The organism is Paraburkholderia ginsengiterrae, from assembly GCF_001645125.1.
Taxonomy (GTDB): Bacteria; Pseudomonadota; Gammaproteobacteria; order Burkholderiales; family Burkholderiaceae; genus Paraburkholderia; species Paraburkholderia ginsengiterrae.
Window position 1 is genome coordinate 24,536 of record NZ_LXKA01000243.1, and the last position, 24,096, is coordinate 48,631.

Here is a 24,096-nt window from a genome sequence, read left to right on the forward strand (position 1 = left end):
CCGGCCTCGGCGGACAAACATTGACGCGCGGCAGCACCGAACTGCATCAGTCTGTGGACGTGGTGCGGCATATATCTGAAGATCCGCTCGCCATCGGATTCGCGGCAACACCGGCCGAGGAGAAATTCCCGCCCGTCACGGCCCGCCTGCGCGCAGTCAGCCGATGGAACCACAGGTAAACGACGGGCGTCGTGAAAAGCGTCAGGATCTGGGAAACGATCAGCCCGCCGACGATCGCGATCCCTAGCGGTACGCGCAGCTCCGCGCCCGCGCCATGACCGAGCGCAAGCGGCAGCGCGCCGAACAACGCGGCGAGCGTCGTCATCAGAATCGGCCGCAAGCGCAGCAGGCACGCCTGCCGGATCGCGTCGAACGGCGGCACGCGCCGCTCGCGCTCTTCGACGAGCGCGAAGTCGATCATCATGATCGCGTTCTTCTTCACTATGCCGATCAGCAGAATGATGCCGATCAGCCCCATCACCGACATGTCCTGCCCGCAGATCGTCAGCGCCAGTAACGCGCCAAGCCCCGCCGACGGCAGCGTCGAAATGATCGTGAGCGGATGGAAGGGGCTCTCGTACAACATCCCGAGCACGAGATACACGACGACGAGCGCGGCCGCGATCAGCCACGGCTCGCTCGCGAGCGACGCCTGAAACGCCTGCGCGGTCCCCTGGAACGTTCCGGTCAGCGTGTCGGGCTTGCCCGACGCCGTCTCTGCGCGCCGGACCGCGTCGATCGCGTTGCCGATCGACTGACCCGGCGCGAGATTGAACGTGATCGTCACGGACGGAAACAGTCCCTGATGATTGACGGTGATCGGCGACACATCGTTCTCGACATGCACGAGCAGGTTCAAGGGTACGAGCCCCTGGGTCGCCGGCGAGCGCACGTAAAGACGTGACAGCGCGGCGGTCGTGACCTGAAACGCCGGGCCGACCTCCTCGACGACGTGGTATTGATCGAGTTGCGTGAACATCGTTGCAATCTGCCGCTGGCCGAACGCGTCGTACAGCGTATCGTCGATCGCCTGGGCAGTAATGCCGAAGCGCGACGCCGTATCGCGATCGATGACGAGCGTCGCGCTTGTCGCGCTCGCCTGCAGGTCCGACGACACGTCGACGATCTCGGGCAACGCCGCAAAGCGCTTCGTTAGCGTGTTCGCCCACTGCGCAAGCTCGCCGACGTTCGCATCCTGCAGCGTGTACTGGTATTGCGCCGCGCTGATCCGCCCACCGACCTGAATGTCCTGGCGCAACTGCATCGACAGCACGATGCCCGGCACGTGCGCCGTGCCGCGCTTCAGCCTCGCGAGCACCTCGGCCGCGCCGGCCCGGCGCCGGTCGAACGGCTTCAGGTTGATCATGAAGCGCCCCTGGCTGATCGTCGGGTTCGGGCCGATCCAGTAGTAGACGTTGCCGACCGCCGGGTCCGCCATGACGATCCGCCCGAGCTGCTGCATTTTCGTCGCCATCGCGGCAGGTGAGATGTCGGGCGCCGCCTGCGCGACTCCGATGATCAAACCCGAATCCGCCTGCGGAAAAAAACCCTTCGGAATCCAGACGAACAGCGTGCCGGTTGCCACGACCGTCGCGACCATCGCCGCCAGCATCAGCCGCTGCCGCGCGAGCACCCAGTCGAGCGCGCGCGCATAGCGTGCCTCGACGCAGCGGAACCCCCCTTCGAACCACCGTTCGAGACGGCTTGGGCAACGCTCGTCGCACTCGACGCCGGTATCGCGAATCAACCAGCCACACAGCATCGGCGTGACCAGCAGCGACACGAATGCGGAGACGACGATCGCGACGCTCACAGTCACCGCGAACTCCCGGAACAGCCGGCCGACGATGCCGCTCATCATCAGGATCGGAATGAACACCGCGACGAGCGACACCGTCATCGACACGATCGTAAAGCGCACCTCCATCACGCCGGAGAGTGCCGCGCGGACCGGCGCCTCACCTTTCTCGACGTGCCGCATCACATTCTCGATGACAACGATCGCATCGTCGACGACGAAACCGACCGCGATCGTGAGCCCCATCAGCGACAGGTTGTCGAGGCTATAGCCGAGCAGATACATCACGCCGAAGGTGCCGACGATCGACAGTGGAATCGTGAGACTCGGAATGATCGTCGCCCAGACGTTGCGCAGGAATACGAAGATCACCATCACGACGAGCGCCACCGTCAGCAGCAGCGTGAACTCGACGTCGCGCACCGACGCGTCGATCGTCTGCGTGCGGTCGCCGACCACACGCACATGCGCCGCCGCGGGCAAATTCGCTTCGAGCGCGGGCAGGCGTGCCTTGATATTGCGGATCGTCTGCACGACGTTGAAGCCGGGCTGCTTGTGCACGTCGATGATGATCGCGCGCTCGCGTTGCAGCCACGCCGCCTGCCACTGGTCCTCCGGCCCGCCGACGACCTCCCCGAGATCGCTCACGCGGATCGCCGCGCCATTCCGGTACGCGACGATCATGTTGCCGTACTGGCCAGGTGCGACGAGCTGATCGGTCGCGTTGAGCACGATCGACCGGTCCGGGCCGTTCAGCGCGCCCTTCGGCGTGTTGACCGTCTGGACGCCGACAATCGAGCGCACGTCCTCGAGCGTGAGGCCGCGCGCGGCAAGCTTGTCAGGATCGAGCCGGATTCGCACCGACGCGCGCTGCTGCCCGTGGAAATCGACGAGGCCGACACCGGGCATCTGCGAGATCTGCTGCGCGAGAAAATTCTCCGCATAGCCGTCGAGCTGGGTCAGCGTCAGCGTTGGCGATGTCAGCGCAATCGACAGCACCGTGAAGTCGGCCGGATTTACCTTCTCGTAGGTCGGCTGGTTCGGCATGTTTTTCGGCAGCATCCCCGCGGCCGCATTGATCGCCGTCTGCACGTCCTGCGCCGCGCCGCCGATGTCACGCGCAAGATCGAACTGCATCACGATGCTCGTTGTACCCGCTGAACTCGCCGACGTCATTTGCGCAACGCCGGAAATGTTGGACAACTGACGCTCGAGCGGCGTCGCGACGGAGGTCGCCATCGTCTGCGCGCTCGCGCCGGGCAGCGTCGCCTGTATCTGAATGGTCGGGAAATCGACCTGGGGCAGCGGCCCGACCGGAAGGTTCACGTAGGCGGCCGCGCCGACGAGCAGGACCGCGAGCGCGAGGAACGACGTCGCCACGCGACGCTGGATCAGCAGCGCGAGCAGCTTCATGACGGCATGTCCGTATCGGCCGCCGCGCCGGCGCGCGCGGCCGCCTTCGCGTCGACAATCGTCGGCGCGACGGGAACGCCCGGGTTCAGCCGGCTCTGGCCGTCGAAGACGACGACGTCGCCCCGCGCGACGCCCCGCTTCACCTCGGTCATGCCGTCCGCGCTCGCGCCCGTCTCGACGGGCCGCAATCCGGCGTTGCCGTGCGCATCCACGACGTAGACCTGCGAGCCGTCCTGGGTATGGACGATCGCGCGGCTTGGCACCGCGACGCGCCCGGCATCGGTGCGCAGACGCACCCGCGCATCGACGAACTGGCCTGGCCAGAGCCGGCGGTCCGCGTTGCGAAACGACGCTTTCACCATCACCTCGCCAGTCGCGGGATCGACGTGGCTGTCGACAAACGCCAGCGTGCCACGCGACAGCGGTGCACCGCCAGCGTGCGCGAAGACCTCGACCGGCAGCGCCCCCGCCTGCCGTGACGCAAGCAGCTCCGGCAGCACGTCCTGCGGCACCGAGAACTGCACGTCGATCGGCTCCATCTGCGTGACGGTGACGATCCCCTTGGCGTCGCCCGGGTGGAGGATCGCGCCGACGTCGGCCTCCTTTGCGCCGGCGCGGCCATCGAACGGCGCAACGAGCGTCGTGAAGCCGACTTGCAGCCGACCGTTGCGCACCTGCGCAGCGTCGGCCGCGACCGTCGCTTGCAGCTCGTCGACCCGGGCCTTCGCCGTATCGATACTCTGCGCCGTCGCGGCCCCGATCGGACCGAGCTTCCGGTAGCGCTCGAGATCGAACCGCGCGTTCTCGAGGCTCGCGCGGTCCTTGCTCAGCGCCGCCCGCGCCTGATCGAGCTGCGCGCTGAGCACGCCGCGGTCCAGCTCCGCGAGCACCTGCCCCGCCTTCACGTCCTCGCCTTCGGTGAACGCGATCCGCTGCAGCGAACCGTCGACGCGTACCTTGACGTCCGTCACGTTGAGCGGCGTCACCGTGCCGACCGCCGCCACATAGACCGGGAAGTCGGTCACGATCGCATGGCCCGCACTGATCGGCACCGGCGCCGGCAGTGCCGGCTGCGCGTGGCGCGGCGTGATCCGCAGCCCCCAGCCGAGCGCGAGCGCGGCCACGCTCGCGACGCCGAACACGACGCGCCAGCGTCGGCGGCTGAGGCGTTCAACACACACTTCCTCAATCGCCTGGCTCATGGTGCGAAGGACTCCCTGCGCTGCGTGCGCGACCCGGCCTCCGCCGCATCGGCCGTTCGTGCCATTTGATCGCCGCGCAAGCTGCCGTCGGCCACGCCCGCGATCACGCCGCCGCCGAACGCCCGAAACACGCCGACCGACGCCTGCAGACGCGCGAGCCGCGCCTGCTCGCGCGTGTCTTCGGCCTGGTAGCGGGTGCGTTCGGCATCGAGCACGGTCAGGAAGTCGACGGTACCGGCCACGTATTCGGCCCGCGCCAGCGTCGCGGTCTTGCCCGCAGCGTCGGCGGCCTCGGCATCGATCGCTTCCGCGCGGCCTTGTTCGTACGCGGCCGACAGCGCATCCTCGACGTCCTGAAACGCCACGACGACGGTCTGCCGGTAGGCGGCGGCGTTCCTGCCGAACGTCGCACGGCTCATATGCAGTTGCCCGGTCAGGGCGCCGCCTTCGAACAGCGGCGCGACGAGCGATGCGCCAACCGCGCCGACCGGATCCGTCAGGAACCGCAGCAGCGACCGGCTGCTGGTTCCGCCTTGCGCGGTCAGCACCAGATTCGGAAAGAACGCGGCGCGCGCCGCCCCGACGCTCTCGTTCGCCGCCTGCAGCCGTGCCTCCTGCGCGCGAATGTCCGGACGCGTTTCGAGCACGACGGAAGGCAGGTCCGGGCGCACGTCCGGAATCGCGATCGCGTCGAGCGCGATGTCAGGGACGTCGAGCTGCGCCGACACCGTGCCGACGAGCATCGCGAGCAGATGCAGGTTCTGGTCGAGCTGCTGCTCGAGCGTCGGCACCGCGGCCTGGAACGTCGCGCGCGCATTGCGCTGCTGCTGCACCTGCAGCTCGGTTGCGACGCCAGCTGCCTGCTGCGCAAGCACGAGCTGTAGCAGCCGGCCGGCGTCGTCCGCCACCGTGTTCGCAAGCGCGAGCCGCCTGCGCAGCGACAGCACCTGAAAATACGTATCGGCCACGGATGCGGTCAGCGTCAGCGCGACGACGTCGCGATCGTATTCGGACGCGCGGGCGAGCAGCGCCGCCATCCGCGCATTCGCGGCATTCATTCCCCAGAAGTCGATTTCGTAGGATGCCTGGGCGAACAGGCTCTGCTTCGCGGATCCCGAGCCGCTCGACGGGCTGTGGCCGCGCTCGAATGTGCCGTTCAGCGTCAGCGCCGGATAGAGCGGCGCGCCGGACTTCTCCGCGTTCGCGCGCGCGGCGTCGACGGTCGCGACGGCCGACGCGAGCGAGTCGCTGTGCGCGAGCGCCCGCCCGACAAGCGCATCGAGCGTCGCATCGCCGTACGCGCGCCACCAGCCGCTTTCGACCGGTATCGCGCCGGCGAGCGGCGCCGCGCCAGGCATGCTCCACTGCGCCGGCACCGGCGTGTCGGGACGCTGGTACGCGGGCACGAGCGAGCAGCCGCTCAACGCGCAGACGATGACACACGCGGCGCTCATGAGGAGGAACCGTGGAAAACGCACCATGGACGAATGTGCTCGCTCAATGCAACGCCCGCAGCGCTTCGTCGACGAACGCGTTCGTATAGGTGCGCTCGACCTTCACCGACGCATAGACCGGATTGGCCGCGGTGAGCACCTGCCATTCCTTCGTCGCGGCGTCGTCGGGCATCCGCCCGTCGTTCGCGAACATCGGAATCTCCTCCTTCAGCACCTTCAGATACGCGCCGCGATCCTTGCCGCTGATTTCCGGTGGAATCACGGCCATGATCTGCTCGGGTGTATGGGTGTTGATATACCGCAGCGTGCGCACGAATGCGTCCGCGAGGTGCCGCGCGATCTCCGGGTGCGCGCTCACACGCGCGTTCGACATGTAGACCGTGCTCGACGGGAACAGCGCACCCAAGCTCTTGCGCGTGCCGTCGACCGAGGTCAGATCCGCGAACACCGTGGCGACGCCTTTCGACTCGTAGACGTCTCCGTCAGGCGTCGGCGCGACGACGAAATCCGCCGAGCCGTTGCGCAGCGCGTCGACATTCTTGTCCTTGCCGTCGGTCCCGAGGCGCGTGTAGTCCGCAATGCCGTGACCGCCCGCGAGCACGAGCGCATTCGCGACCGTGCTCTTCGAAGAGCCCGCGCCACCCGCGATAAAGCGCGCGCCCTTGAGGTCGGCGGCGCTGCCGTACTTCTCCTTCGCCTGATTCGCGACGAGGACCTTCGCGCCCGGCGTGACGCCGAGCGTGACGACCGCTTCCGTGTCGATGCCGTGCGCCTGATTGACGACGTTGTGATGGTAATAGGCGACCACCGCGTCGACCCGCCCGTCCTTGAGCATATCGGCGCTCGGCACGTCATCGCGGATGTTCATCACCGTGACGGTCGCGTTGCCGTCGTTCAGGTAGCCAAGCCGCTCGGCGAGCACGACCGGGAAATTGCGGATCGCCTTGATCTCGTCGACGAGCAAGACGATGCGTTGCGGCGACGCGCCGGGCATGGCCTGATCGGCCGCGTTGGCCGGTTCGCCGGCCAACGCATGGCCGCCGGCGACGCACGCGACAGCCAGCGCGAACATGAGCTTTTTCATCGGATATTTCCTGTGAGCGTTTTCATTGATCGACGGCGACGGGATCGGCGATCACCACCTGCTCCTCGGTGCGCACGTTTGTCTTGCTGTCGCTGATCGCCTTCCATTCCGGATTGCTTTTCAGGCGCTCACGCACCCGCGCGACTACCGCCTCGCGCGCGCTGAGCGCGGTCTCGTTCCTGTATTGCAGCACCACCATCGCGTTCCAGGGCCGGCCGGCGGGAAACTGGCTCGTATAGAGCGCATAGCCGGACAGCACGCCTTCGTCCATCCAGCCGTTGAACTGCGGGAGCACGTAGCCGTCCGCATATTTCTCGTATTCGTCCTCCGGCACCAAAGTCTTGTACGGAATGACGACGTACACCGCATTCGGCGATTGCGCATCGCGCGCGACCGTGCGTTTCATGTCGACCGGCGTGGTATGGATCGAGGCCGTCACCGCGAGCGCCTTCCCGGACAGCGCCGCGGGGCGCGCCTGCTCGATCGTGCGCCAGCGATAGAGATCGTCCGGCGTCGCAAACGTCAGCACCGCCAGCGCGTCCCAATTGTCCGAATCGGCATAGCGATTGAACAGCAGGCTGTACTGCCTGATCCGTCCGTCGTGCTTCCACCGTGCGAGTTCGCGCGCGGTCGATTGCTGCAGCTCGCGGCGCAGCGCAGGCCGGTTCGCGGGCGCGGTCTGGTAGGTGATGATTAGCGACAGCGCGTCGCTGTCCGACGCCTGTACGGCATGTGCAACGCCGGCGTGAAGCACGGCGGCCAGCATGGCCCATGCAGCAAACGCGACGAGCGCACGGCCGATCGCCGCAATTGGGAAGGATTTCATGAGGGTTCGTTCAACGAAAGGGAAAGAGAGGTCCGCGCGCCGCATCAGAAATCCACCTTGGCGACGAACTTGATGCTGCGGTCCATCCCGATGCCGAGCGTGCCGGTCTGCACGGAATTCCAGTAGCGCTTGTTGAACAGGTTGTCGATGGCCGCCTTGAAATCGACGCGCTTGCCGGCGATGGTGGTCACGTACCCGACGCCGAGCGACCAGATCGTGTAGCCGGGAATGTAGCCCTGATCCTGCGGGTTCACCGGACGCTTCGTGATGAACGACGCCCGCGCCGTCAGCGACAGGCCGGGCAGCCATACCGGACGGTGCGTCAGGGCGATGTTGCCGATCCACTTCGGCGTGTTTTCCGGCGTGAGGCCGCGAATCAGCATGTCGTACATCGGGTTCTGCACCGCATGCAGATACTCCACGGCTTCGGACACCGACCACTGACGCGAGATGTCCTGCGTCAGCACCGCCTCCATCCCCTGATACTTGATCGTGCCGTCGTTCGCGAAGACGTTCGTGATCGGGTCGGTCACCGCGTTGGCGCGAGTGATCTGGAACACGGAGGCCGTGAACTGCAGCCACTTGAGGTAGTTCTCGCGCACACCGACCTCGTACTGCGTCGACACGGCCGGCGCGAGAATCTGGTACGCGTTCTTCGCGTTCTCCGGCGCGACCCCGCCGTCTTCGAGGCCCTTCATGTAGCTCGCGAACAGCGTGGTTGCCGGCAGGAATTCGTAGAGGATGCCGGCCGCGGGCGACGGCACCCACACCGACGCCGACTTGTCGCCGGTGGTCGCGGTGGACCGGCTCTCGCGGAAGCCGAGCAGCACCTTCCACTTCGGCCCCAAGGAGATGCTGTCATACGCATACAAGCCGACATCCTCGTCGATCTGGATCGGCAGCGCCGTGCCCGGATGAGTCGGCACGGGCGCGGGTAGCGCGACCGGATCGAAGATGTTGGTCTTCACCGGAATCACGATCGTGTTCTGCGAGAGCGTCTCGTCGATGCGCTGGCTGTCCGACACGCCGAGGGTCAGGTTGTGCCCCACCGGCCCCGTGTCGAACACACCCTGCAATTCGGCCCGCTTGTACTTGTTGAAGTAGTTCGCCGAGATCTCGCTGACCGTCGGCACGCCGCCGGCGCCCGTAAAGACGTTGTAGCCGCCGATCCGCGTGGTCAGGCGCGAGCGGTCGCCGTCCGACTGACCGATTTCGGCGAGGGCCTGCCAGCCTGGCGCGATGGTGTAGTCGACCCGCCCCTGCACGTTCTCTATCCTGGCGTTGAATAGCGCCCACGGGCCCGACAGCAGAATCCTCGGGTCCGGCACGCGCGGCACCGTGATCTGGCCGTTGACGGCCTTCGGCAGACTGATGCCGGCCTGTTCGACCACCTGCTTGCTGTACGCTTCGTAGTCGAACTCGACGTGCAGCCGGTCGGTCACGTTCCAGTCCGCGCCGACGCTGCCGAACCAGCCGCGTCCGCCCGTGCCCCGCACGCCATTCTCGAGATGCGTATCGGACGCATTGACGCGGATCCCGAACTGCTTCTCGTTGCCGAACCGATGGCTCACGTCGGCCGCGACACCTATTTGCCCGAACGAATTGCCGAGTATCGCGAGCGACGCCACGTCCTGATCGGGCGCGCGCTTCGTCACCATGTTGATGATGCCCGCCGGGCTCGCGACGCCGAACATCAGCGCGTTCGCGCCCTTCAGCGTTTCGACGCGTTGCTTGTCCTCCGACGGCACCGACATCACGTTCGCGGTCGGGAGGCCGCCGTTGAGCCGGTAGTTCGCGAACAGGTTGACCTTGATGCCGCGGATCTGCGCCGCATCCGCCGGGCTGCCCGACGAGTTGGTCGGCGACACGCCGGCCTGGTTCTTGACCGCGTCGGTCACGCCGTCCTGCGCACTCTGCAGCGCGGCGGCGCCCGTCACCTGCTTGCTCACCGGCATCGAATCGGTGTTGCCGACCGATTCCTGAGCGAATTGCTCTGCGATCACCGACGTTGCAGCCTGCGAGCGCGTCGGTACGTAGAGCGCGGCCGCGTCGCGGATGCGCGGGCGCAGTTCGTCGCGGATCTTCTCCGCTTTCTTCACGAGCGCCGCCTGCTCGTCGCCGCTGCGATACGGCATCACGACGCCGAGCGCGCCGACGGTCGCCCCTGCCGCATCCTGCAGCGGCAGTTCCACTTCCAGGCGATCGCCGTCATGGCCGACTTCGACATGCGGCTTGCCCGATTCGATCACGGCCAGGTCGTCCGCATCGGCGGGCTTGCCGATGCGTCCGATGTTCGACGCGACGATCGGATAGTCGCCGCTCGGGCCCGGGCGCGCGGCGTGCATCGCGAGCACCATCACGTCCCGGCGTTTGCTGATCACGTCGTCGACGAGGTTCTGCGCATACGGATTCGCCGGGATGCCGGTATCGGCGAGCACTGGGTCGAACATCTCATTGGCGTAGCGGATCTGCCGGCTCAGTTCGTCGCGAATGAGCGCGCCCGCGCTGATCAGCGCGTCCTTATCCATGCTCGATCCCGGCGGATACGGAAACGACATCTCGACTTCGCCGATCACCTTGCGCGTCACGTCGAGGAGCGGCAAATGCACCTCGACGTTCTGATCGGCGCGCTTATTGATTTCGATGAAGGGCGTATCGGTCTTGACGACCGCAAGATCGTCCGGGTCCGACTTCGCGCCGATCCGCTTCGCCGATTTCGCGGCGACGATGACGCTTGTGGTGCTGCCGGGCGGCCGCATGTGAAGATCAAGCTCGACGAGCTCCGGGTGCCGTGCCGTCGTGCGGTCGACCAGCTGCTGCGCGTAAGTCTTCGACTGCCCCGGCTGTTCAGCCTGCGCCCCCCCCTGCGGAGCGTTGTCCGCCTGCGCGTAGAGCGCGGGTGAAAACACGGCCAAGACGGCCATCGCCACCATCGTCCTTTTTATCACTGTCTCCTCCACGTTACTTGTAATGTCGATATCCAAATCGTCCCGGTCAAGCTTCGCGTCGGATCCGCACGCGTGCAACGCCGCCGCCCGCCCTCCGATCAAATGTCCAGCACCAGCAAATCACTCTTCGCTCTCGAGCAGCAGGGCGTGAAATGCCCGTCGTCCTCGCGCTGCTCAGCCGTCAGCACGCAGTCGAGGTGCTCGACCTCGCCGTCGATCACGCGCGTCACGCAGGAGCCGCAGAAACCTTGCTCGCACGAGGTCGGGATACGGATGCCGTATTCGGCCAGCGACGCGGTGATGGTCTTGTGCTCCGCGATCCGGTAGATCCGCCCCGTGCTCGCGAGCTGGACGTCGAAGGCACGTGCGAGCTTCGGCTTGCCCGCGTGCGCGGCGAAGCGCTCGCAGTGCAGTTGCCGCTCCGGCCAGCCGCGCCGCCGCGCCGCGAACATCGTCGCGTCGATGAAGCCGGCGGGTCCGCAGACGTACAGATGCGTGATCGGCGACTGCCTGTTGAGCACACGCTCAATATCGAAGCGCTGCTCGACGGGGCCGTCACTGAAGTGGCACTGCACGCGATTCGCGAACGGCGCACGCACGAGCCGGTTCAGGAACGCCGCGCGGGGCCGTGAACGCGCGCAGTAATGCATCTCGAAGTCGGCGTCGCGTCGCGCGAGGCGCTCTGCCATGCCGAGAATCGGCGTGATGCCGATGCCGCCCGCGAGCAGCAGCGAACGCGGCGCCGCTTCATCCAGCGCGAAGCGATTGCGCGGCGCGCCGATGTCGAGCAGGTCGCCTTCGCGAACACGATCGTGCAACGCGGTCGATCCGCCGCGCGATCCGTTGACGCGCAGCACGGCTATCAGGTAGCGCCGTCGCTCGCTCGGAGCGTTGCACAGCGAGTACTGACGCACGAGGCCGTCGCCGAGAAACACGTCGATATGCGCGCCGGCGGCGAACGGCGGCAATTTTCGTCCGCGCGGGTCGATCAATTCGAACGCGCACACGCCGTCGGCTTCGATCGTCTTCTTCGCGACGCGCACTGTCAGCCGGGCGTCGCCGGATGCCGCGCCGCGAATGCGGCGCAGGAAGTTGCGCACGCCGGTGTAAGCGAGCACCGGCACCGCCAGCGCGCCGAACAGCAGCAGCAGCTGCCCGAACACGCCGCCGACCGCGCCGGTATGCCATGACAGCACCCAGAAGTACAGCTTGTGCCCGGCGCTGCTCGTCGAATACGGCACGAAGCGCAGCACGTTGCCCGAATACGCGTCGAGGTCCAGCATCGTGCGCGCATTCGGATGCGGCGCGTAGCGATCGATCAGATACATCTCGACCGGGTCGCGCGACGTCTCAGGGATGTGCATCAGCGCATCCTGCGGGTCGGGCGACAGCAACTGAGCGGTGCGCCAGAACGTCTCGAGCGGCAGGCGCTTCGCGCCGTCCGCCGGCGCCGCCGACTGCGGGGCCTTGGCGGGCTGCGGCGAGCCGGCGATCGCATAGATGCCGTGCGCGTACCAGTCGAATGCCCACGGCAATCCGGTCAGTACCATCGACAACAGCACCGCGCTCGCATACGCGCCGACTGTTCGATGCAGCCGGAACGTGAACGCGGGGCCTCGCGAAGCGGCGCCAAGCGTGACCGCGTACCGCCAGCCACGACGCGTGCGCGGCCACCAGAGCACGACACCGCCCACGATCAGCAGCAATCCGAACGACATCGCGCTCGTGCCGGTGATCAGGCTGCCGTGCTTCATGAAACGAAAGCGATGAATCTGCTCGATCGTGCCGAGCAGGCCGCCATAGCGCGAGCGCTCTCCCAGCACCGCGCCGGTACACGGATTGAGATAGACCGAATGCTGATCGTTGAAACGCACCATCGCGGCGGGCATGCGCGGCTCGCCCTCTTTGCCGGCGACAAGCCGGATGTAATCGGGCATCGCAGTCGGCCGGACGTGTGCTGCGTTGTCGACCAGCGTATCGAGCGGCACGCGCTCGGTGCAGGTCGGCACCGTCAGCAGGTCACGCTCGAGCACGGCCTCGAGGTCGGAACGGAAGACGATGGATGCGCCGGTGATCGCCATCAGGAGAATCACGCATCCAAAGGTCAAGCCGCACCAGCGATGGACTTGCAGCACGAAAGGACGAAAGACCGATTTCATAAGGTTGCCTAAGCGACGACGGTTTACATCCACCATCTTTGTCGGCAAACCTGAATGAAAGCTGAATTTAGGGCTGCGTCGGGGTAAGTCCCGATAGGTGATCTGCATGCGAAGATCGCATGCGGCGCCGATACGACCGAACACACCGCGAACCTGAAACGGGCATGAACGCTTCCTGAATTTCTATTCAGGAATATCGGGAGAAACCCGGCTCATCGCGATGCTTCGCTTGTCACGTCAATCTGCGTGCGCTAGCCTGAAGTTACCGTCGACTGGCCCATTTATCATGAAAATCCTGATTCTCGAAGACCAACGCAAGCTGGGTCTTTTCCTCAAGCAGGCGCTGTCCGAACGCGCGTACACCGTGACTTGGGTCGAAAGCTGCGCGCAGGCACGCGAAGCGCTGTGCGAATCGAGCTACGACGTGATCGTGCTCGACCTGGGCCTGCCCGACGGCGATGGTCTCGACCTGCTGCGCGAGTGGCGCGGGGCCGGCTTCAACGAGCCGGTGCTGATCCTGAGCGCGCGCGACGCGGTCGAGGATCGCATCAAGGGACTCGACGTCGGCGCGGACGATTACCTGCCGAAGCCATTCAGCCTCGAAGAGCTGCTCGCGCGCATGCGCTCGCTGTTGCGGCGCCAGTCGTCGGTGAAGGAAACCGTGCTCCAGCATCAGGGCATCAAGCTCGACCTGCTGAGCCGCACCGTTCACCTGAACGGCAAACCGGTCGACCTGACGAGCCGCGAATTCGCGCTGCTCGAGATCTTCCTGCAGAATCCGGGCCGCATCCTCACGCGCACGCTGATCGCGGAAAAGATCTGGGAATCCCATTACGACGTTGACACCAATCTGCTCGACGTCTACATGAGCCGCCTGCGCGGCAAGTTCGAGGCGCCGCTCGGCAAGCCGTTGTTCAAGACGGTGCGCGGCGTCGGCTATCAGCTGCTATGAAATCCATCGGCGCGCGCCTCGCGATCTGCTACGTTCTCGCGTCGACCATTACCTTCGCGGCACTGTTCCTGACCGGGCGGTATTTCGTCGAATATCACGCAATCCACGCGCTGGACCTGGTCATCCATTCGGAGTTCGAGCAGATCCGCGCGAATGTCGCCGCGCTTGGTCCGACGCCGCCGGAAGCGGCGCTGCGCGAGCGCATGCAGGCTGTGACGCGCAACGATCTCGAACTGTTCTTCACCGAGATCTACGGGCCCGGCGGCACGATCGTCTATCGCTCGCCCGGGCTGCGCGGATTCGACATGATTCCGTCTGCCCGCGATCAGGAGTTCAACGTCAATCTTGCGGGCCTCGACGAGCTGCGCGCCGGCAAGTTCGCGCTCGGCCCGTACACGGTCGTGATAGCGACGACGAAGCACCACGTGCGCGTGGTCATGAGCGGATACGAGCGCACGTTCTACGGGCTGCTGCTCGTGATGATCGCGGTCAGCAGCGTGATCGGCTATGGCTTCAGCCGTATGGCACTGCGTCCGCTGCGGCTGATTCAGGATACGGCCGACCGCATCCGCTCGGACAATCTGAGCGAACGCATTCCGGTATCGAGTGCGCGTGACGAGATTTCGGATCTCGCGCGCCTGCTCAATCAGATGTTCGACCGCCTCGAAGAGTCGTTCACCCAGATCCGCCGGTTTACCGCCGAGGCCTCTCACGAACTCAAAACCCCGCTGACCCTCGTGCGCCTGCAGGCCGAGAAGCTCGTCGTCGACGGCCAGTTGACGCCGGCGCAGGAACATGCGGTGCAGATCCAGATCAAGGAGCTCGCGCAACTCAACCGGATCATCGAGGATCTGCTGTTTCTGTCGCGCGCCGACGCGTGCGCGATCACGCTCGATCTGCGGCAGCAGGATCCCGAACCGTTCCTGCAGAGCTTCGCGCAGGACGCGCACGTGCTCGCCGAGTATCGCGAGCAGCGCTTTAACCTGACGCACCACGGCGCGGGGCAGGTTGCAATCGAGCCGAAGTGGATACGCCAGGTGCTGCTTAACCTGCTCAGCAATGCGCTGTCGGCGTCCCCGCCGGGCAGCCGCGTGACTGTGCGCTCCACGCTGGTCAATCGCTGCTGGCAAGTGCGTGTCGAGGACGAGGGCCCAGGCGTGCCAGCCGAGCAGCGCGAGCGGATTTTCGAGCGTTTCGTCCGCATCAATCGCCCCGGCAACGAAGACAAGGGCAGCGGCCTCGGCCTCGCGATCTGCCGCAGCATCGTCGCGCTGCACGGCGGCCGCATCTTCGCAGAAGCCGGCCCCGGTGGCCACGGGCTGTCGATGGTGTTCGAGATTCCGGCAACAACGTCTCCCGACGATGCCGGCAGCGTGCCGTTCGGCACCCCGCATTTGACCGACGCCGCCTGAGCGCGGCTCAGGGACGCACATCCGGGACGCGCATCAGAGGTCGCGCTGATAGCCGACGTAGTAGGAAAAGCGATTGGTGTCGTTGACGTGCGTGATGCCGCGCCCAACGGAGAACAGGATCCGATCGTGCTCGCTCAGTCCGTAGCTGCCGCCAACGTTGAAGCCGAGCGCGGAAGGATCGATCGTGGTCGCCGCGCCGGTGTAGAACAGCTCGCCGCCGAGTTCGAGCTTGTCGCCGAACTTGCGCAGCACGGCCCAGCCGGCGGTCCAGTAGCCCTTCTGTCCCGCGTGACGGTTGACGACGTAGCCGCCGCCGCCGAAGGTTGTCCAGTCGCCGATCGACTTCTGCATCCACAGCGGCAGCAGCACCTGCACATGTCCGGTGCCAAGATCCAGGTGATCGTTGCCGGTCGGCAGCGTCACGCTCGGCGAGAACGCGACCTGCGGACGCCAGCCCGCTTCGTCCTCCGTAATGAAGCGATATTTCGCACCGAGGTCGATATCGCCGAAACCGTATCGGGTCGGGTTGCCCGACTCGTGCGTGAACGCCATGCCGAACTTCGTGCCGATCTCCAGATTGTCCAGCAATCCATAGTTGACTTCGAGACCCGGCAGCATCCCGCTGTGGCTGCCCTCGCGCACGGTGCCGATCGCGGCGGCGTCGATCTGGAAGTGCCCTCGGTCGATGGGCTCGGGATCGTCGGTCACGAACGGCGGGCCGGCGAACGCGCCATGACTGGCAAGGCAGGCACCGAGCGCGAGCATCGCATGAATGATCCGGACGCGACGCGGCCTGCGCCGTGCGGCTGGTTGCCGCGGCGTCGAATGACGGCTGAATAACATGAAGCCGATACTCCTGATCGGAAGTTGAACCATGCACTGCGCGCCGCGCCGGTCCGGCAGACTGACGGACCGGCGGGATGGAGATAGGGTCAATGACCTGCGTCGGAGAACTGCGGCGGGCGCCACTTCAGCAGCTTGTTCTCGACTTGCGTGAGGATGAACTCGGCGCCGAGCGCGACGACGGCGAGCACGATCATCGCGGCGAACACACCGGCGGCGTTGAACGCGCCTTGCGCGGTCGAGATCAGGAGGCCAATGCCCTGCTTCGAGCCGAGAAACTCGCCGACCACGGCGCCGACGAGCGCAAAGCCGAAGCTCACGTGCAGACTCGCGAGAATCCAGCTCATCGCGGCCGGCAGCACGACCGTCAGCGTCACATCGCGATTTGTTGCACCCAGGATGTGCGCGTTGGCGATCAGATTGCGATCCGCCTCGCGCACGCCCTGGAACGCATTCGCGAACACCACGAAAAACACCATCACGACCGCCAGCGCGACCTTCGACGCCATGCCGAGCCCGAGCGCGATGATGAACACCGAGCCGAGCACCACACGCGGAATCGAGTTGGCGATCTTGATGTAGATGCTGAACACGTCCGCGAGCAGCTTGTTCCGGCCGAGCGCGATCCCGGCTACCACTCCGCCCACCGCGCCGATCAGGAAGCCGAGCGAAGTCTCTTCGAGCGTCACCAGCACCTGCACCCACAACGGCCCTTGCGACGTGCCCTCGGTCAACCACTGCCAGATCTGCGCGGCGATCAGCGAGGGCGTCGAGAAAAAGAACGGATCGATCCAGCCGAGCCGGCCGGCCAGCTCCCACCCGCCGAGCGTCACGACTAGCACGGCGACTTGCAACGTGTGCACCAGCATCTTGCGCCGGCGCATGCTCTCCTGAGCCCGCGTTTCGAGCTGACGCATCTCGGCTTCGTGCGGGGCGGTTCCTGTCATCGGTGTATTCATGCTGTTCCTCAACGCGCCGCGAAGCGCTCAGATGTGGACCTCGTCGCGGAGATCGTTCCAGATCTGACGCGACAATTCGATAAAGCGGGGGGAATAGCGCGCCTCCCCGACATCGCGCGGGCGCGCCAGATCGATCTCATACGACGTCTTGACGGTAGCGGGCCCCGCCGTCAGCACGAACACCTTGTCGGCCAGCGCGATCGCCTCCTCGATGTCGTGCGTGACGAACACCACCGATGCGCCGTTCGCGCTCCACAGGTGCAGCAGCTCGTCCTGCATCAGCGTGCGCGTCTGCACGTCGAGGGCGGAGAACGGCTCGTCCATCAGCAGGATTTCGGGCTCGTTAATAAAGGTTTGCGCGAGCGCGACGCGCTTGCGCATGCCACCCGAGAGCTGGTGCGGATAGTGGTGCTCGAAGCGCACGAGGCCGACGCGGCGAATCCATTCCATCGCGCGGTCGCGCGCCGCCGACTTGTTCTCTCCGCGATACAGCGGACCGGCCGCGACGTTGTCGAGCACGCTCTTCCACGGAAATACCGCGTCGGCCTGGAACACGAAGCCGATGCGCGGATCGATGCCACTCACCGGATTGCCCCAGATGCGGACGTTACCGGCACTGGGCTTCGCAAGACCGGTGATGAGGCTCAGCGTGGTGGATTTGCCGCAGCCGGTCGGGCCGACGACGGCGCAGAACTCGCCCTTCGCGACAGTCATGCTGAAGTTGCGCAGCGCCATGATCGCCTTGCCTTCCGGGCTGACGAAGCGGCGGCTGACGCGATCGAGCTCGATCGCCGGCACGTCGTTGCCGGCGCAGGTGTGCAGCGCGGTTACCTTGGGGGCTGTCATTGGATTGCCTGCCTTAGCCAGATTGGGCCAGATTGAAATCGACGAAGTGCCCGCGACTGTCCGGCGGAGGAACATCGCGGCGGGCGCGGTTACTTGACCTGCACGGCGCTGACGAACTCGGTCGTGTAAGTCTTCGACAGATCGATCTTGTGGCCCGCCACCGCTTTGTCGAACGACGACAGGACCTTGAGCACGGTCGGCGGACCCGATTCCGGCATGCGGCCATCCGGGATGAACGTGACCTTGCCGCCAGCGAGCGCCTTCACGTACGCGGTGCGATCGCCCGCGTAGTAGTCGGTGGGCATCTGCGCGGTGATCTCGTCGGCGCTATGCGTGTTGATGTAGTGCAGCGTCTTGACGAACGCATTCGTGAGCTTCTGGACCGTCGCCTTGTGCGATTGCACCCAGTCGTTCTGCATGTAAAGGCTTGCTGCCGGATAGAGTCCGCCTAGCCATTTCTGCGTGCTTTCCGGCGAGCGCAGATCGATCAGCACCTTCGCGTCGCCGCCGTTGACGAGGCGCGAGACCGTTGGCTCGGTCGTCATGCCACCGTCGATCTTGCCCTGCTTGATGGCGGCGATGAACGTGTTGCCGGCGCCGACCGCGAGCGAAGTCATCTCCGACGTCTGCACCCCGTGCGACACGCCCAGATACTGCGTGAGGAAGTTCGTCGACGAGCCGAGCCCGGTGACACCGAGCGTCAGCCCGCGAAAGTCCGCTGGCGATTTGACCTTGTTGGCCAGCCTCGTCGAGATCACCTCGACTTCGCCCGGCGTATGGCTGAACTGCACGACCGACTCGATGTACTTGCCCTTCGCCTGCAAGTCAATCGTGTGATCGTAGAAGCCGACGACGCCTTGCACCGTTCCGGCGACGAGTTCGTTCTCGGCATCGACGCCGGCCGCCTCGTTGATGAGCTCGACGTCGAGGCCCTGTTCCTTGAAATAGCCGAGACGCTCGGCGAGCTTGGCCGGCAGATAGATCTGCTTTTCCATGCCGCCGACAATCAGCGTGAGCTTCTCGTCGGCGTGGACGGCCGGGGCCAGGGCGCCGAGCGACAGCGCGCCAACGGCAAGGCGCAGGATTGTCTGTTTCATCAGATGTTCTCCTCAGGTTCGATATGGGTCGCGTGCCGCGCTCGATGCGGCGGCCGCGCCGTGTTCCGGATCTGCATGTGCGGACTCACGGACTGCTGTCAGTTATACGGAGCAACCTTAAAATCAGGCTGAACCGAAAATGAATGTCCGTTCAGGGACCGCCGGAACGGACCCGCACGGCGGCTACCGTAGCTTCGCCAGTTCCTCGCGCGCCTCGGCCGCGGTCAGCGGGAAATAAGCCGAATAGCGCACCGGCTCCTGACCCTCGCGGCTCAGGATGTAGCGCAGGAACGCCTTCACCGGCGCACTCAGCGGACGGTTGATCCGGATGTACATGTAGCGCGTCAGCGGATAGCGGCCGCTCGACGCGTTCTGCGCATCGAGCGTGTAGAACGGCTCGCCCGCGCGTCGCGCTACCTCGAGGGTCTTCAGGCCGGGGCCGCCTTCCTCGAGCCCGCCGAAACCGATTGCGCCGGCATCGCGGGCGATCGCTCGCGCGGTATCGTCGATCGAGCCCTCCTGCACGGCAGCGTTCCACGGCCCGCCTCCAAGCACCATGATCTGCATCGACATCGCGTTGGGTGCGACGTGCGGCGGCATGTAGATCGTGATCGGACGGTCCGCCCACGCGCCGGTCAGGCCGAGCTGCCCCCAGCGGGTAATGCCGGGGTTGCGCTGCAGGATCGACGCGAGCTGTGTCAGCGTGATGCCGGTAAGTGGATTGTCCGGGTGCACGAAGACCGCCTGCGCCGTCGTGCGCTGCGGCGTGTTGAAACCGCCGCGTGCGACGCGAATTTCGAGCGGCTCGGCGCCGTGACGGACCTGCGCGTATGCTGCCCGCTCGTCCGGCCACAGCTCGCGGCCCATCGGCGCGATCTCGGTGTCCCCGTCGAGCAGCGCGTGAAAACCGTTCAGCGTGCCGAGATGCTCCCATCGCTCGCCCTTTTGCACGCCCGGCTGCACGTGCTCGAATGCACCGATCCAAGTGTCCATTAGCGATTTCATGCCGTCGCTGCCGATGCTGTCGATCGCGCCGTGCAAGCCGGCCACCGGACGATAGCCGGGCAGCGCCGCATCCAGGGGCGGCAGGAAGCCGTCGAGCTTCGCGCGTTCGCGAGCCGCATCATCGGCGGTGAGCGGTGTGTAATGCGGCTGCGCCGAGACGATCGACTGCCCTTCCCCGCTCAGCGCGAATTCTAGAAACGCCTTGATCCTGGGCGGTAACGGCGCGCCGGGACGCCGGTTCACCGCGAGATACGCGGGCTGACCGTCGCGATCCGCGACGCGCACGAGCAGCGGCGCCTTCATCATGTCGCCCGCGTACTGATGCGCGTACGGCTGCAACTCCGTCGGCAACGGCTCGCGCGCGAGCGGCGCGATGTCGGCGTCGCCGAACATCAGCCCGCCGAACGCGGTCGCACTGCCCGCGTGACGCCAGTTTGGCCCGCGCCGGATGCCGGGCTGGTATCGCTCGAATGCCGCCAGCCATGCGTCGAGCAGCGGCCCCATCGCATCGTCGCCGACGCAATTCAGTGCTCCGCTCAGATTCGCGTCGGGTCGATAGGTGGGCAGGCTGGCGCCGGGATCCGCCGCGAACGCGAGACAGGCGGCCAGTGCGAGACCGGCCGCGGCACCGCGCCGGAGCACCGGTCGCAAGCCCTGCGCGTGAAACTGGGAGGGGCGCGACGCGCGCGCGAGCGGCCGGGCGCGCCACAAGGAAAAACCGAAAGGGACCACGTGTGTCTCCTGCCTGATAAAAACCGTCCCAACGGTACGGCGGCACGCTGAAGCGAACCTGAATCAACGCTGAAATTTCGTTCATCCTCGGCCCGGCATTCCATGAACGCATTTTCAGGATGCCTTCAGACTGCGTTCATTCAACGGCGGTATCGTGATTTCGCATTGGCTCGCTCCCTGGTTTGCCTGATTTCGCGCCGGTCGGCACTACGCTCACAATTGACCTATTGGCGCCGCCGACCACACATCGAAGCGGTCCGTAAAACGCACGCATTCAAAAAAGGAGGAGATATCTCGTGAATCGAAACGAACCCTGTTTCGCGGCGCCCGCGTCCGGCCCGGCCCACCATCTGCGCTATCTGGCCGTGGCCGCGGCCGCTGCGACAGCCGCGTCATGGGCGATGAACGCCGAATGCGCGGACGCCCAGGGCACCACCGCACCGCCGATGGTCGAATGGGTTGTGCCTGCGCTGAAAACAGTCGCGCCGCAGACCAAGGAGCAAGCCGACGAGGGCGAGAAGTCGGGACGCGCGCTGCCCGAGCCGGAAATCCTGCAGCCACGCCTCGACGCCGCATTGCCCGACTATCAGCCCCGCACCGACCTCAAACTGTCAGGCTCGTTCGCGGGCGCGACCTCGGACGTGCTGCCATTTCTCGCTCAACGCTGGATCGAAGGCTTCAAGAAGTACTATCCAAACGTCGACATTCACATTGCGCCGCCGTACGCGGGCAGCCTCGGCGCGAAGGAACTGGTCAAGCAGAAGCTCGACTTCGTGTTCGTGTCGCGCGAGCTGAAGCCGAGCGACATCACCGACTTCAAGGCCAAATTTGGCTACGACCCGCTGAGCGTTCCGGTCTCCGGCGGCTCGTACCGGCATTTCGGCTTCCTCGACGCCGTCGGCTTCTTCGTCAATAAGGACAACCCGATAGAGAAGCTGACGTATCAGCAGATCGACGCGCTGTTCTCGCGCACGCACCTGCGCGGCGGCAAGCCGATCAAGACCTGGGGCGATCTCGGGCTGACCGGTGACTGGGCGGACAAGCCCGTGCACGTCTACGCGATCAAGCCGTGGAACGGTTTCGAGGAGTTCGTCCGGCAACGCGTGCTGAGCACCGACGGTCAGCGCGGCGAGTGGCGCGACGACATCCATTACGACAAGCTGGTGTTCCCGCTCGCGAAGGACGTTGCCGACGATCGCTACGGCATCGGCTACTCCGGCATCGCGTACATCGACGCGCCGGTCAAGATGCTGCCGCTCGCCGTTTCGGACAACGCCCCGTTCGTCGCGCCGACTTACGAAAACGTCGCGCGTGCAACGTACCCGCTAAGCCGCCTGATCTGCTTCAACACCAACAAGGCGCCAGGCAAGCCGCTCGAACCTGCTATCGCCGAGTTTCTGCGCTACGTGCTCAGCAAGCAGGGCCAGCAAGCCGTGCTCGACCACGGGATGTACATGCCGCTGCGCGCGCAGCAAGTAGACAGCTCGCGCGCGATGCTGAGCCCCTGACGCTTCCGCTGAACTTTCGCCGCCTCACTTCCGCCGTATCCCGTGCCGCCCGCTCGCCTTTTTCGTTTGCGGGCGGCAACTTCTTCAGGAGCTTCCCCATGCACCGCTCATCCAGAGCCGCGACCGCGGCGCTGCTGCTCGCATTCGCGCTGCCCGCGCGCGCCGGGATGCAAGCCGCGCCTTACGCGCAGCAACTCGTCGACACCACGCTCGCCGCGCATCCCGAGTTGACGATTCTCGCGCTTCACGTCACGCCGCCCGCCGGCGCGGAAAACGTGATCATCGCGTCGAATATTGGCCGCATTGGCAAGCCGGCCGACGCGGACGATCTGGCCGTGCTCGGCAGCGGCAAGCCGCGTGTCGAGACCACAAAGACCGGCGACCTCTCGGTCGAGCTGCCGATGCGCGACGCCGCGGGCCAGACCATCGGCGTGATCGGCTCGACATTCCACTACACGCCCGGCGGCGACCGCGACGTAATCGTGCAGCAGGCCGAGCGCGTGCGCGACGAACTCGCTGCCCGCACGCCGTCGCTGTCCGCGCTGTTCCAGCCGGCACACTGAACGTCGCCGGCGCATTCCTGAATTTTCATTCAGACGAACTTCAGGTCGGCTTTAACTTCGTGGACGACGATATTGACAGGCGACCTCATTGAGCGCGGTACGCACCGGCTCCGCCACCGCCGTCGGGCCTGCATGCGCGGCCACCCGATCGACAACGACGACACAAATCAGGAGACGTCCATGAAGCAACAGAAGGAGATGCGCGTTTTGCGCAAGTACGCGGCAGTCTCGAGCGCAGCGATGATTGGCATCGCGGCGCTCGGCACGCTAGCGTCGCCGTCCGCGTTCGCGCTGAAATATGCAGCGGTCGAGCATCACCTCACGGTCGACTCGTCGATTCCGAGCTGGCAGCCGGGCCCGGTCGACGTGCACCCCGAAGAGGAACTGAACATTGTCGGCGCGGACGTGATGGACGAAATCACGCTCGGCTGGATCAAGGAATTCCGCGAGGCGTATCCGCGCCTGAGCGTGACGATGGAAGCGCGGGCGTCCGGCTCGGGCGGCCCGGCGCTCACCGCGGGAACGGCGGATCTGGCGCCAGTCGGACGTGAGCTGCTGCCCGCCGAGGAGAAAGCGTTCGTCGACAAGTACGGCTACAAGCCGCTCGCGATCCGCGTGGCGACCGGCAGCGTCGGCTCGCTCGGCAAGACCGCGGCGTCGGTCGTGATCGTCGACAAGGACAATCCGATCAAAGGCCTCACGCTCGCGCAACTCGACGCGATCTATTCGAAGACGCGCAATCGCGGACACGCCGACATCAGCACATGGGGCGATCTGGGGCTCGGCGGCGACTGGGCCAACCGGCCGATACACCTGTACGGCCTGAAGCCGGTCAACGGCATCGAGTACTACCTGCAGATGAACGTGCTCGAAGGCGGCGCTTACAAGGACAACATCCAGTTCGTGAAGGGCAAAGGCTTCACGCACGCGTTCACGGTCGCTGCCGAGGACATGGCAACGCATCCGGGCGGACTCACCTACGCGCTGCTCGCGAACGTCAGGCCGAACGTGAAGGTCGTGCCGCTCGCCACAACCGACGGGCAGCCGTTCGTACTGCCGACGGTGCAGACCGTCTACACGCACCAGTATCCGCTGTCGCGCTATGTGTACATCTTCGTGAACAAGAAGCCCGGCGAGCCGCTGCAGCCGAAGATCAAGGAGTTCCTGAAGCTCGTGCTGAGCAAGCAGGGCCAGGACGTCGTTGCGAAGGAAGGCGTCTACATTCCGCTGACCCCGGCCGTCGTGAAGGAAGAGCTGGCGAAGCTCGATCAGGCGAGTTGAATGCGCAACCGCGC

At 65.7% G+C, this 24,096-nt stretch carries 17 protein-coding genes; 5 read left to right on the forward strand and 12 right to left on the reverse strand.

What is annotated here, in order from left to right:
* Positions 1 to 46: 46 nt before the first annotated feature.
* The 7 genes from A6V37_RS18955 to A6V37_RS43030 form a co-directional block, all read right to left on the reverse strand.
* Positions 47 to 3,211, reverse strand: a complete 3,165-nt coding sequence (locus A6V37_RS18955) for an efflux RND transporter permease subunit (protein WP_064272145.1) — start codon at positions 3,209 to 3,211, stop codon at positions 47 to 49.
* Complete coding sequence (locus A6V37_RS18960; protein WP_064286210.1) at positions 3,208 to 4,413, reverse strand: efflux RND transporter periplasmic adaptor subunit; 1,206 nt, start codon at positions 4,411 to 4,413, stop codon at positions 3,208 to 3,210. Before A6V37_RS18960 ends, A6V37_RS18955 begins: the two co-directional genes overlap by 4 nt.
* Positions 4,410 to 5,867 carry an efflux transporter outer membrane subunit gene (locus A6V37_RS18965; RefSeq protein ID WP_167361444.1) on the reverse strand — a complete coding sequence of 486 codons (1,458 nt, stop codon included), beginning with the start codon at positions 5,865 to 5,867 and terminating at the stop codon, positions 4,410 to 4,412. Before A6V37_RS18965 ends, A6V37_RS18960 begins: the two co-directional genes overlap by 4 nt.
* Positions 5,868 to 5,910: 43 nt before the next feature.
* The gene (locus A6V37_RS18970; protein WP_064272148.1) at positions 5,911 to 6,951 is read right to left on the reverse strand and encodes an ABC transporter substrate-binding protein; all 1,041 of its coding nucleotides are present in this window, start codon (positions 6,949 to 6,951) and stop codon (positions 5,911 to 5,913) included.
* Between the two features lie 22 nt (positions 6,952 to 6,973).
* Positions 6,974 to 7,777 (reverse strand): hypothetical protein, encoded by an 804-nt coding sequence (locus A6V37_RS18975; RefSeq protein WP_064286212.1) that lies wholly within the window; start codon positions 7,775 to 7,777, stop codon positions 6,974 to 6,976.
* Positions 7,778 to 7,821: 44 nt separating this feature from the next.
* Positions 7,822 to 10,701, reverse strand: coding sequence for a TonB-dependent siderophore receptor (locus tag A6V37_RS18980; RefSeq protein WP_064272349.1), 2,880 nt, complete (start codon positions 10,699 to 10,701; stop codon positions 7,822 to 7,824).
* 122 nt (positions 10,702 to 10,823) lie between these two features.
* Complete coding sequence (locus tag A6V37_RS43030) at positions 10,824 to 12,884, reverse strand: PepSY domain-containing protein (RefSeq protein ID WP_064286213.1); 2,061 nt, start codon at positions 12,882 to 12,884, stop codon at positions 10,824 to 10,826.
* Positions 12,885 to 13,170: 286 nt separating this feature from the next.
* On the opposite strand from A6V37_RS43030, the gene A6V37_RS18990 reads away from it, so the two are divergent.
* Positions 13,171 to 13,836 carry a response regulator transcription factor gene (locus A6V37_RS18990; RefSeq protein ID WP_064286214.1) on the forward strand — a complete coding sequence of 222 codons (666 nt, stop codon included), beginning with the start codon at positions 13,171 to 13,173 and terminating at the stop codon, positions 13,834 to 13,836.
* Positions 13,833 to 15,248: an ATP-binding protein gene (locus A6V37_RS18995; protein WP_064272152.1), complete on the forward strand. Its 1,416-nt coding sequence runs from the start codon at positions 13,833 to 13,835 to the stop codon at positions 15,246 to 15,248. Before A6V37_RS18990 ends, A6V37_RS18995 begins: the two co-directional genes overlap by 4 nt.
* Before the next feature lie 33 nt (positions 15,249 to 15,281).
* On the opposite strand, the gene A6V37_RS19000 is transcribed toward A6V37_RS18995, so the two are convergent.
* The 5 genes from A6V37_RS19000 to A6V37_RS19020 form a co-directional block, all read right to left on the reverse strand.
* Positions 15,282 to 16,091 carry a transporter family protein gene (locus tag A6V37_RS19000; protein WP_064272153.1) on the reverse strand — a complete coding sequence of 270 codons (810 nt, stop codon included), beginning with the start codon at positions 16,089 to 16,091 and terminating at the stop codon, positions 15,282 to 15,284.
* A gap of 89 nt (positions 16,092 to 16,180) precedes the next feature.
* Entirely contained in the window at positions 16,181 to 17,008 is an 828-nt protein-coding gene (locus A6V37_RS19005) for an ABC transporter permease (protein ID WP_242665987.1), read from the reverse strand.
* Positions 17,009 to 17,077: 69 nt separating this feature from the next.
* The gene (locus A6V37_RS19010) at positions 17,078 to 17,896 is read right to left on the reverse strand and encodes an ABC transporter ATP-binding protein (RefSeq protein WP_064272155.1); all 819 of its coding nucleotides are present in this window, start codon (positions 17,894 to 17,896) and stop codon (positions 17,078 to 17,080) included.
* An 89-nt stretch (positions 17,897 to 17,985) separates the two neighbouring features.
* The gene (locus A6V37_RS19015) at positions 17,986 to 18,993 is read right to left on the reverse strand and encodes an ABC transporter substrate-binding protein (RefSeq protein WP_064272156.1); all 1,008 of its coding nucleotides are present in this window, start codon (positions 18,991 to 18,993) and stop codon (positions 17,986 to 17,988) included.
* Between the two features lie 183 nt (positions 18,994 to 19,176).
* On the reverse strand, positions 19,177 to 20,730 hold the full coding sequence (locus A6V37_RS19020; RefSeq protein WP_242665983.1) for a substrate-binding domain-containing protein: 1,554 nt from the start codon (positions 20,728 to 20,730) through the stop codon (positions 19,177 to 19,179).
* Between the two features lie 296 nt (positions 20,731 to 21,026).
* Here A6V37_RS19020 and A6V37_RS19025 point away from each other — a divergent pair, with 296 nt between their 5' ends.
* The 3 genes from A6V37_RS19025 to A6V37_RS19035 all read left to right on the forward strand — a co-directional run bounded on the left by A6V37_RS19025 (position 21,027) and on the right by A6V37_RS19035 (position 24,082).
* Entirely contained in the window at positions 21,027 to 22,238 is a 1,212-nt protein-coding gene (locus tag A6V37_RS19025) for a PstS family phosphate ABC transporter substrate-binding protein (protein ID WP_244174045.1), read from the forward strand.
* Positions 22,239 to 22,336: 98 nt separating this feature from the next.
* Positions 22,337 to 22,801, forward strand: a complete 465-nt coding sequence (locus A6V37_RS19030; RefSeq protein ID WP_064272157.1) for a hypothetical protein — start codon at positions 22,337 to 22,339, stop codon at positions 22,799 to 22,801.
* Between the two features lie 180 nt (positions 22,802 to 22,981).
* The gene (locus A6V37_RS19035) at positions 22,982 to 24,082 is read left to right on the forward strand and encodes a PstS family phosphate ABC transporter substrate-binding protein (RefSeq protein ID WP_064272352.1); all 1,101 of its coding nucleotides are present in this window, start codon (positions 22,982 to 22,984) and stop codon (positions 24,080 to 24,082) included.
* Positions 24,083 to 24,096 lie beyond the last annotated feature (14 nt).

Bases quoted from the DNA above. Each gene is read 5' to 3' on its own strand.
- A6V37_RS19010 (WP_064272155.1), bottom strand. From the start codon at position 17,896: ATGACAGCCCCCAAGGTAACCGCGCTGCACACCTGCGCCGGCAACGAC.
- A6V37_RS19030 (WP_064272157.1), top strand. From the start codon at position 22,337: ATGCACCGCTCATCCAGAGCCGCGACCGCGGCGCTGCTGCTCGCATTC.
- A6V37_RS18990 (WP_064286214.1), top strand. From the start codon at position 13,171: ATGAAAATCCTGATTCTCGAAGACCAACGCAAGCTGGGTCTTTTCCTC.
- A6V37_RS18965 (WP_167361444.1), bottom strand. From the start codon at position 5,867: ATGAGCGCCGCGTGTGTCATCGTCTGCGCGTTGAGCGGCTGCTCGCTC.
- A6V37_RS18955 (WP_064272145.1), bottom strand. From the start codon at position 3,211: ATGAAGCTGCTCGCGCTGCTGATCCAGCGTCGCGTGGCGACGTCGTTC.
- A6V37_RS19000 (WP_064272153.1), bottom strand. From the start codon at position 16,091: ATGTTATTCAGCCGTCATTCGACGCCGCGGCAACCAGCCGCACGGCGC.
- A6V37_RS18975 (WP_064286212.1), bottom strand. From the start codon at position 7,777: ATGAAATCCTTCCCAATTGCGGCGATCGGCCGTGCGCTCGTCGCGTTT.
- A6V37_RS19015 (WP_064272156.1), bottom strand. From the start codon at position 18,993: ATGAAACAGACAATCCTGCGCCTTGCCGTTGGCGCGCTGTCGCTCGGC.
- A6V37_RS18970 (WP_064272148.1), bottom strand. From the start codon at position 6,951: ATGAAAAAGCTCATGTTCGCGCTGGCTGTCGCGTGCGTCGCCGGCGGC.
- A6V37_RS18960 (WP_064286210.1), bottom strand. From the start codon at position 4,413: ATGAGCCAGGCGATTGAGGAAGTGTGTGTTGAACGCCTCAGCCGCCGA.
- A6V37_RS18980 (WP_064272349.1), bottom strand. From the start codon at position 10,701: ATGGCCGTCTTGGCCGTGTTTTCACCCGCGCTCTACGCGCAGGCGGAC.
- A6V37_RS18995 (WP_064272152.1), top strand. From the start codon at position 13,833: ATGAAATCCATCGGCGCGCGCCTCGCGATCTGCTACGTTCTCGCGTCG.
- A6V37_RS19005 (WP_242665987.1), bottom strand. From the start codon at position 17,008: ATGCGTCAGCTCGAAACGCGGGCTCAGGAGAGCATGCGCCGGCGCAAG.
- A6V37_RS43030 (WP_064286213.1), bottom strand. From the start codon at position 12,884: ATGAAATCGGTCTTTCGTCCTTTCGTGCTGCAAGTCCATCGCTGGTGC.
- A6V37_RS19035 (WP_064272352.1), top strand. From the start codon at position 22,982: ATGAAGCAACAGAAGGAGATGCGCGTTTTGCGCAAGTACGCGGCAGTC.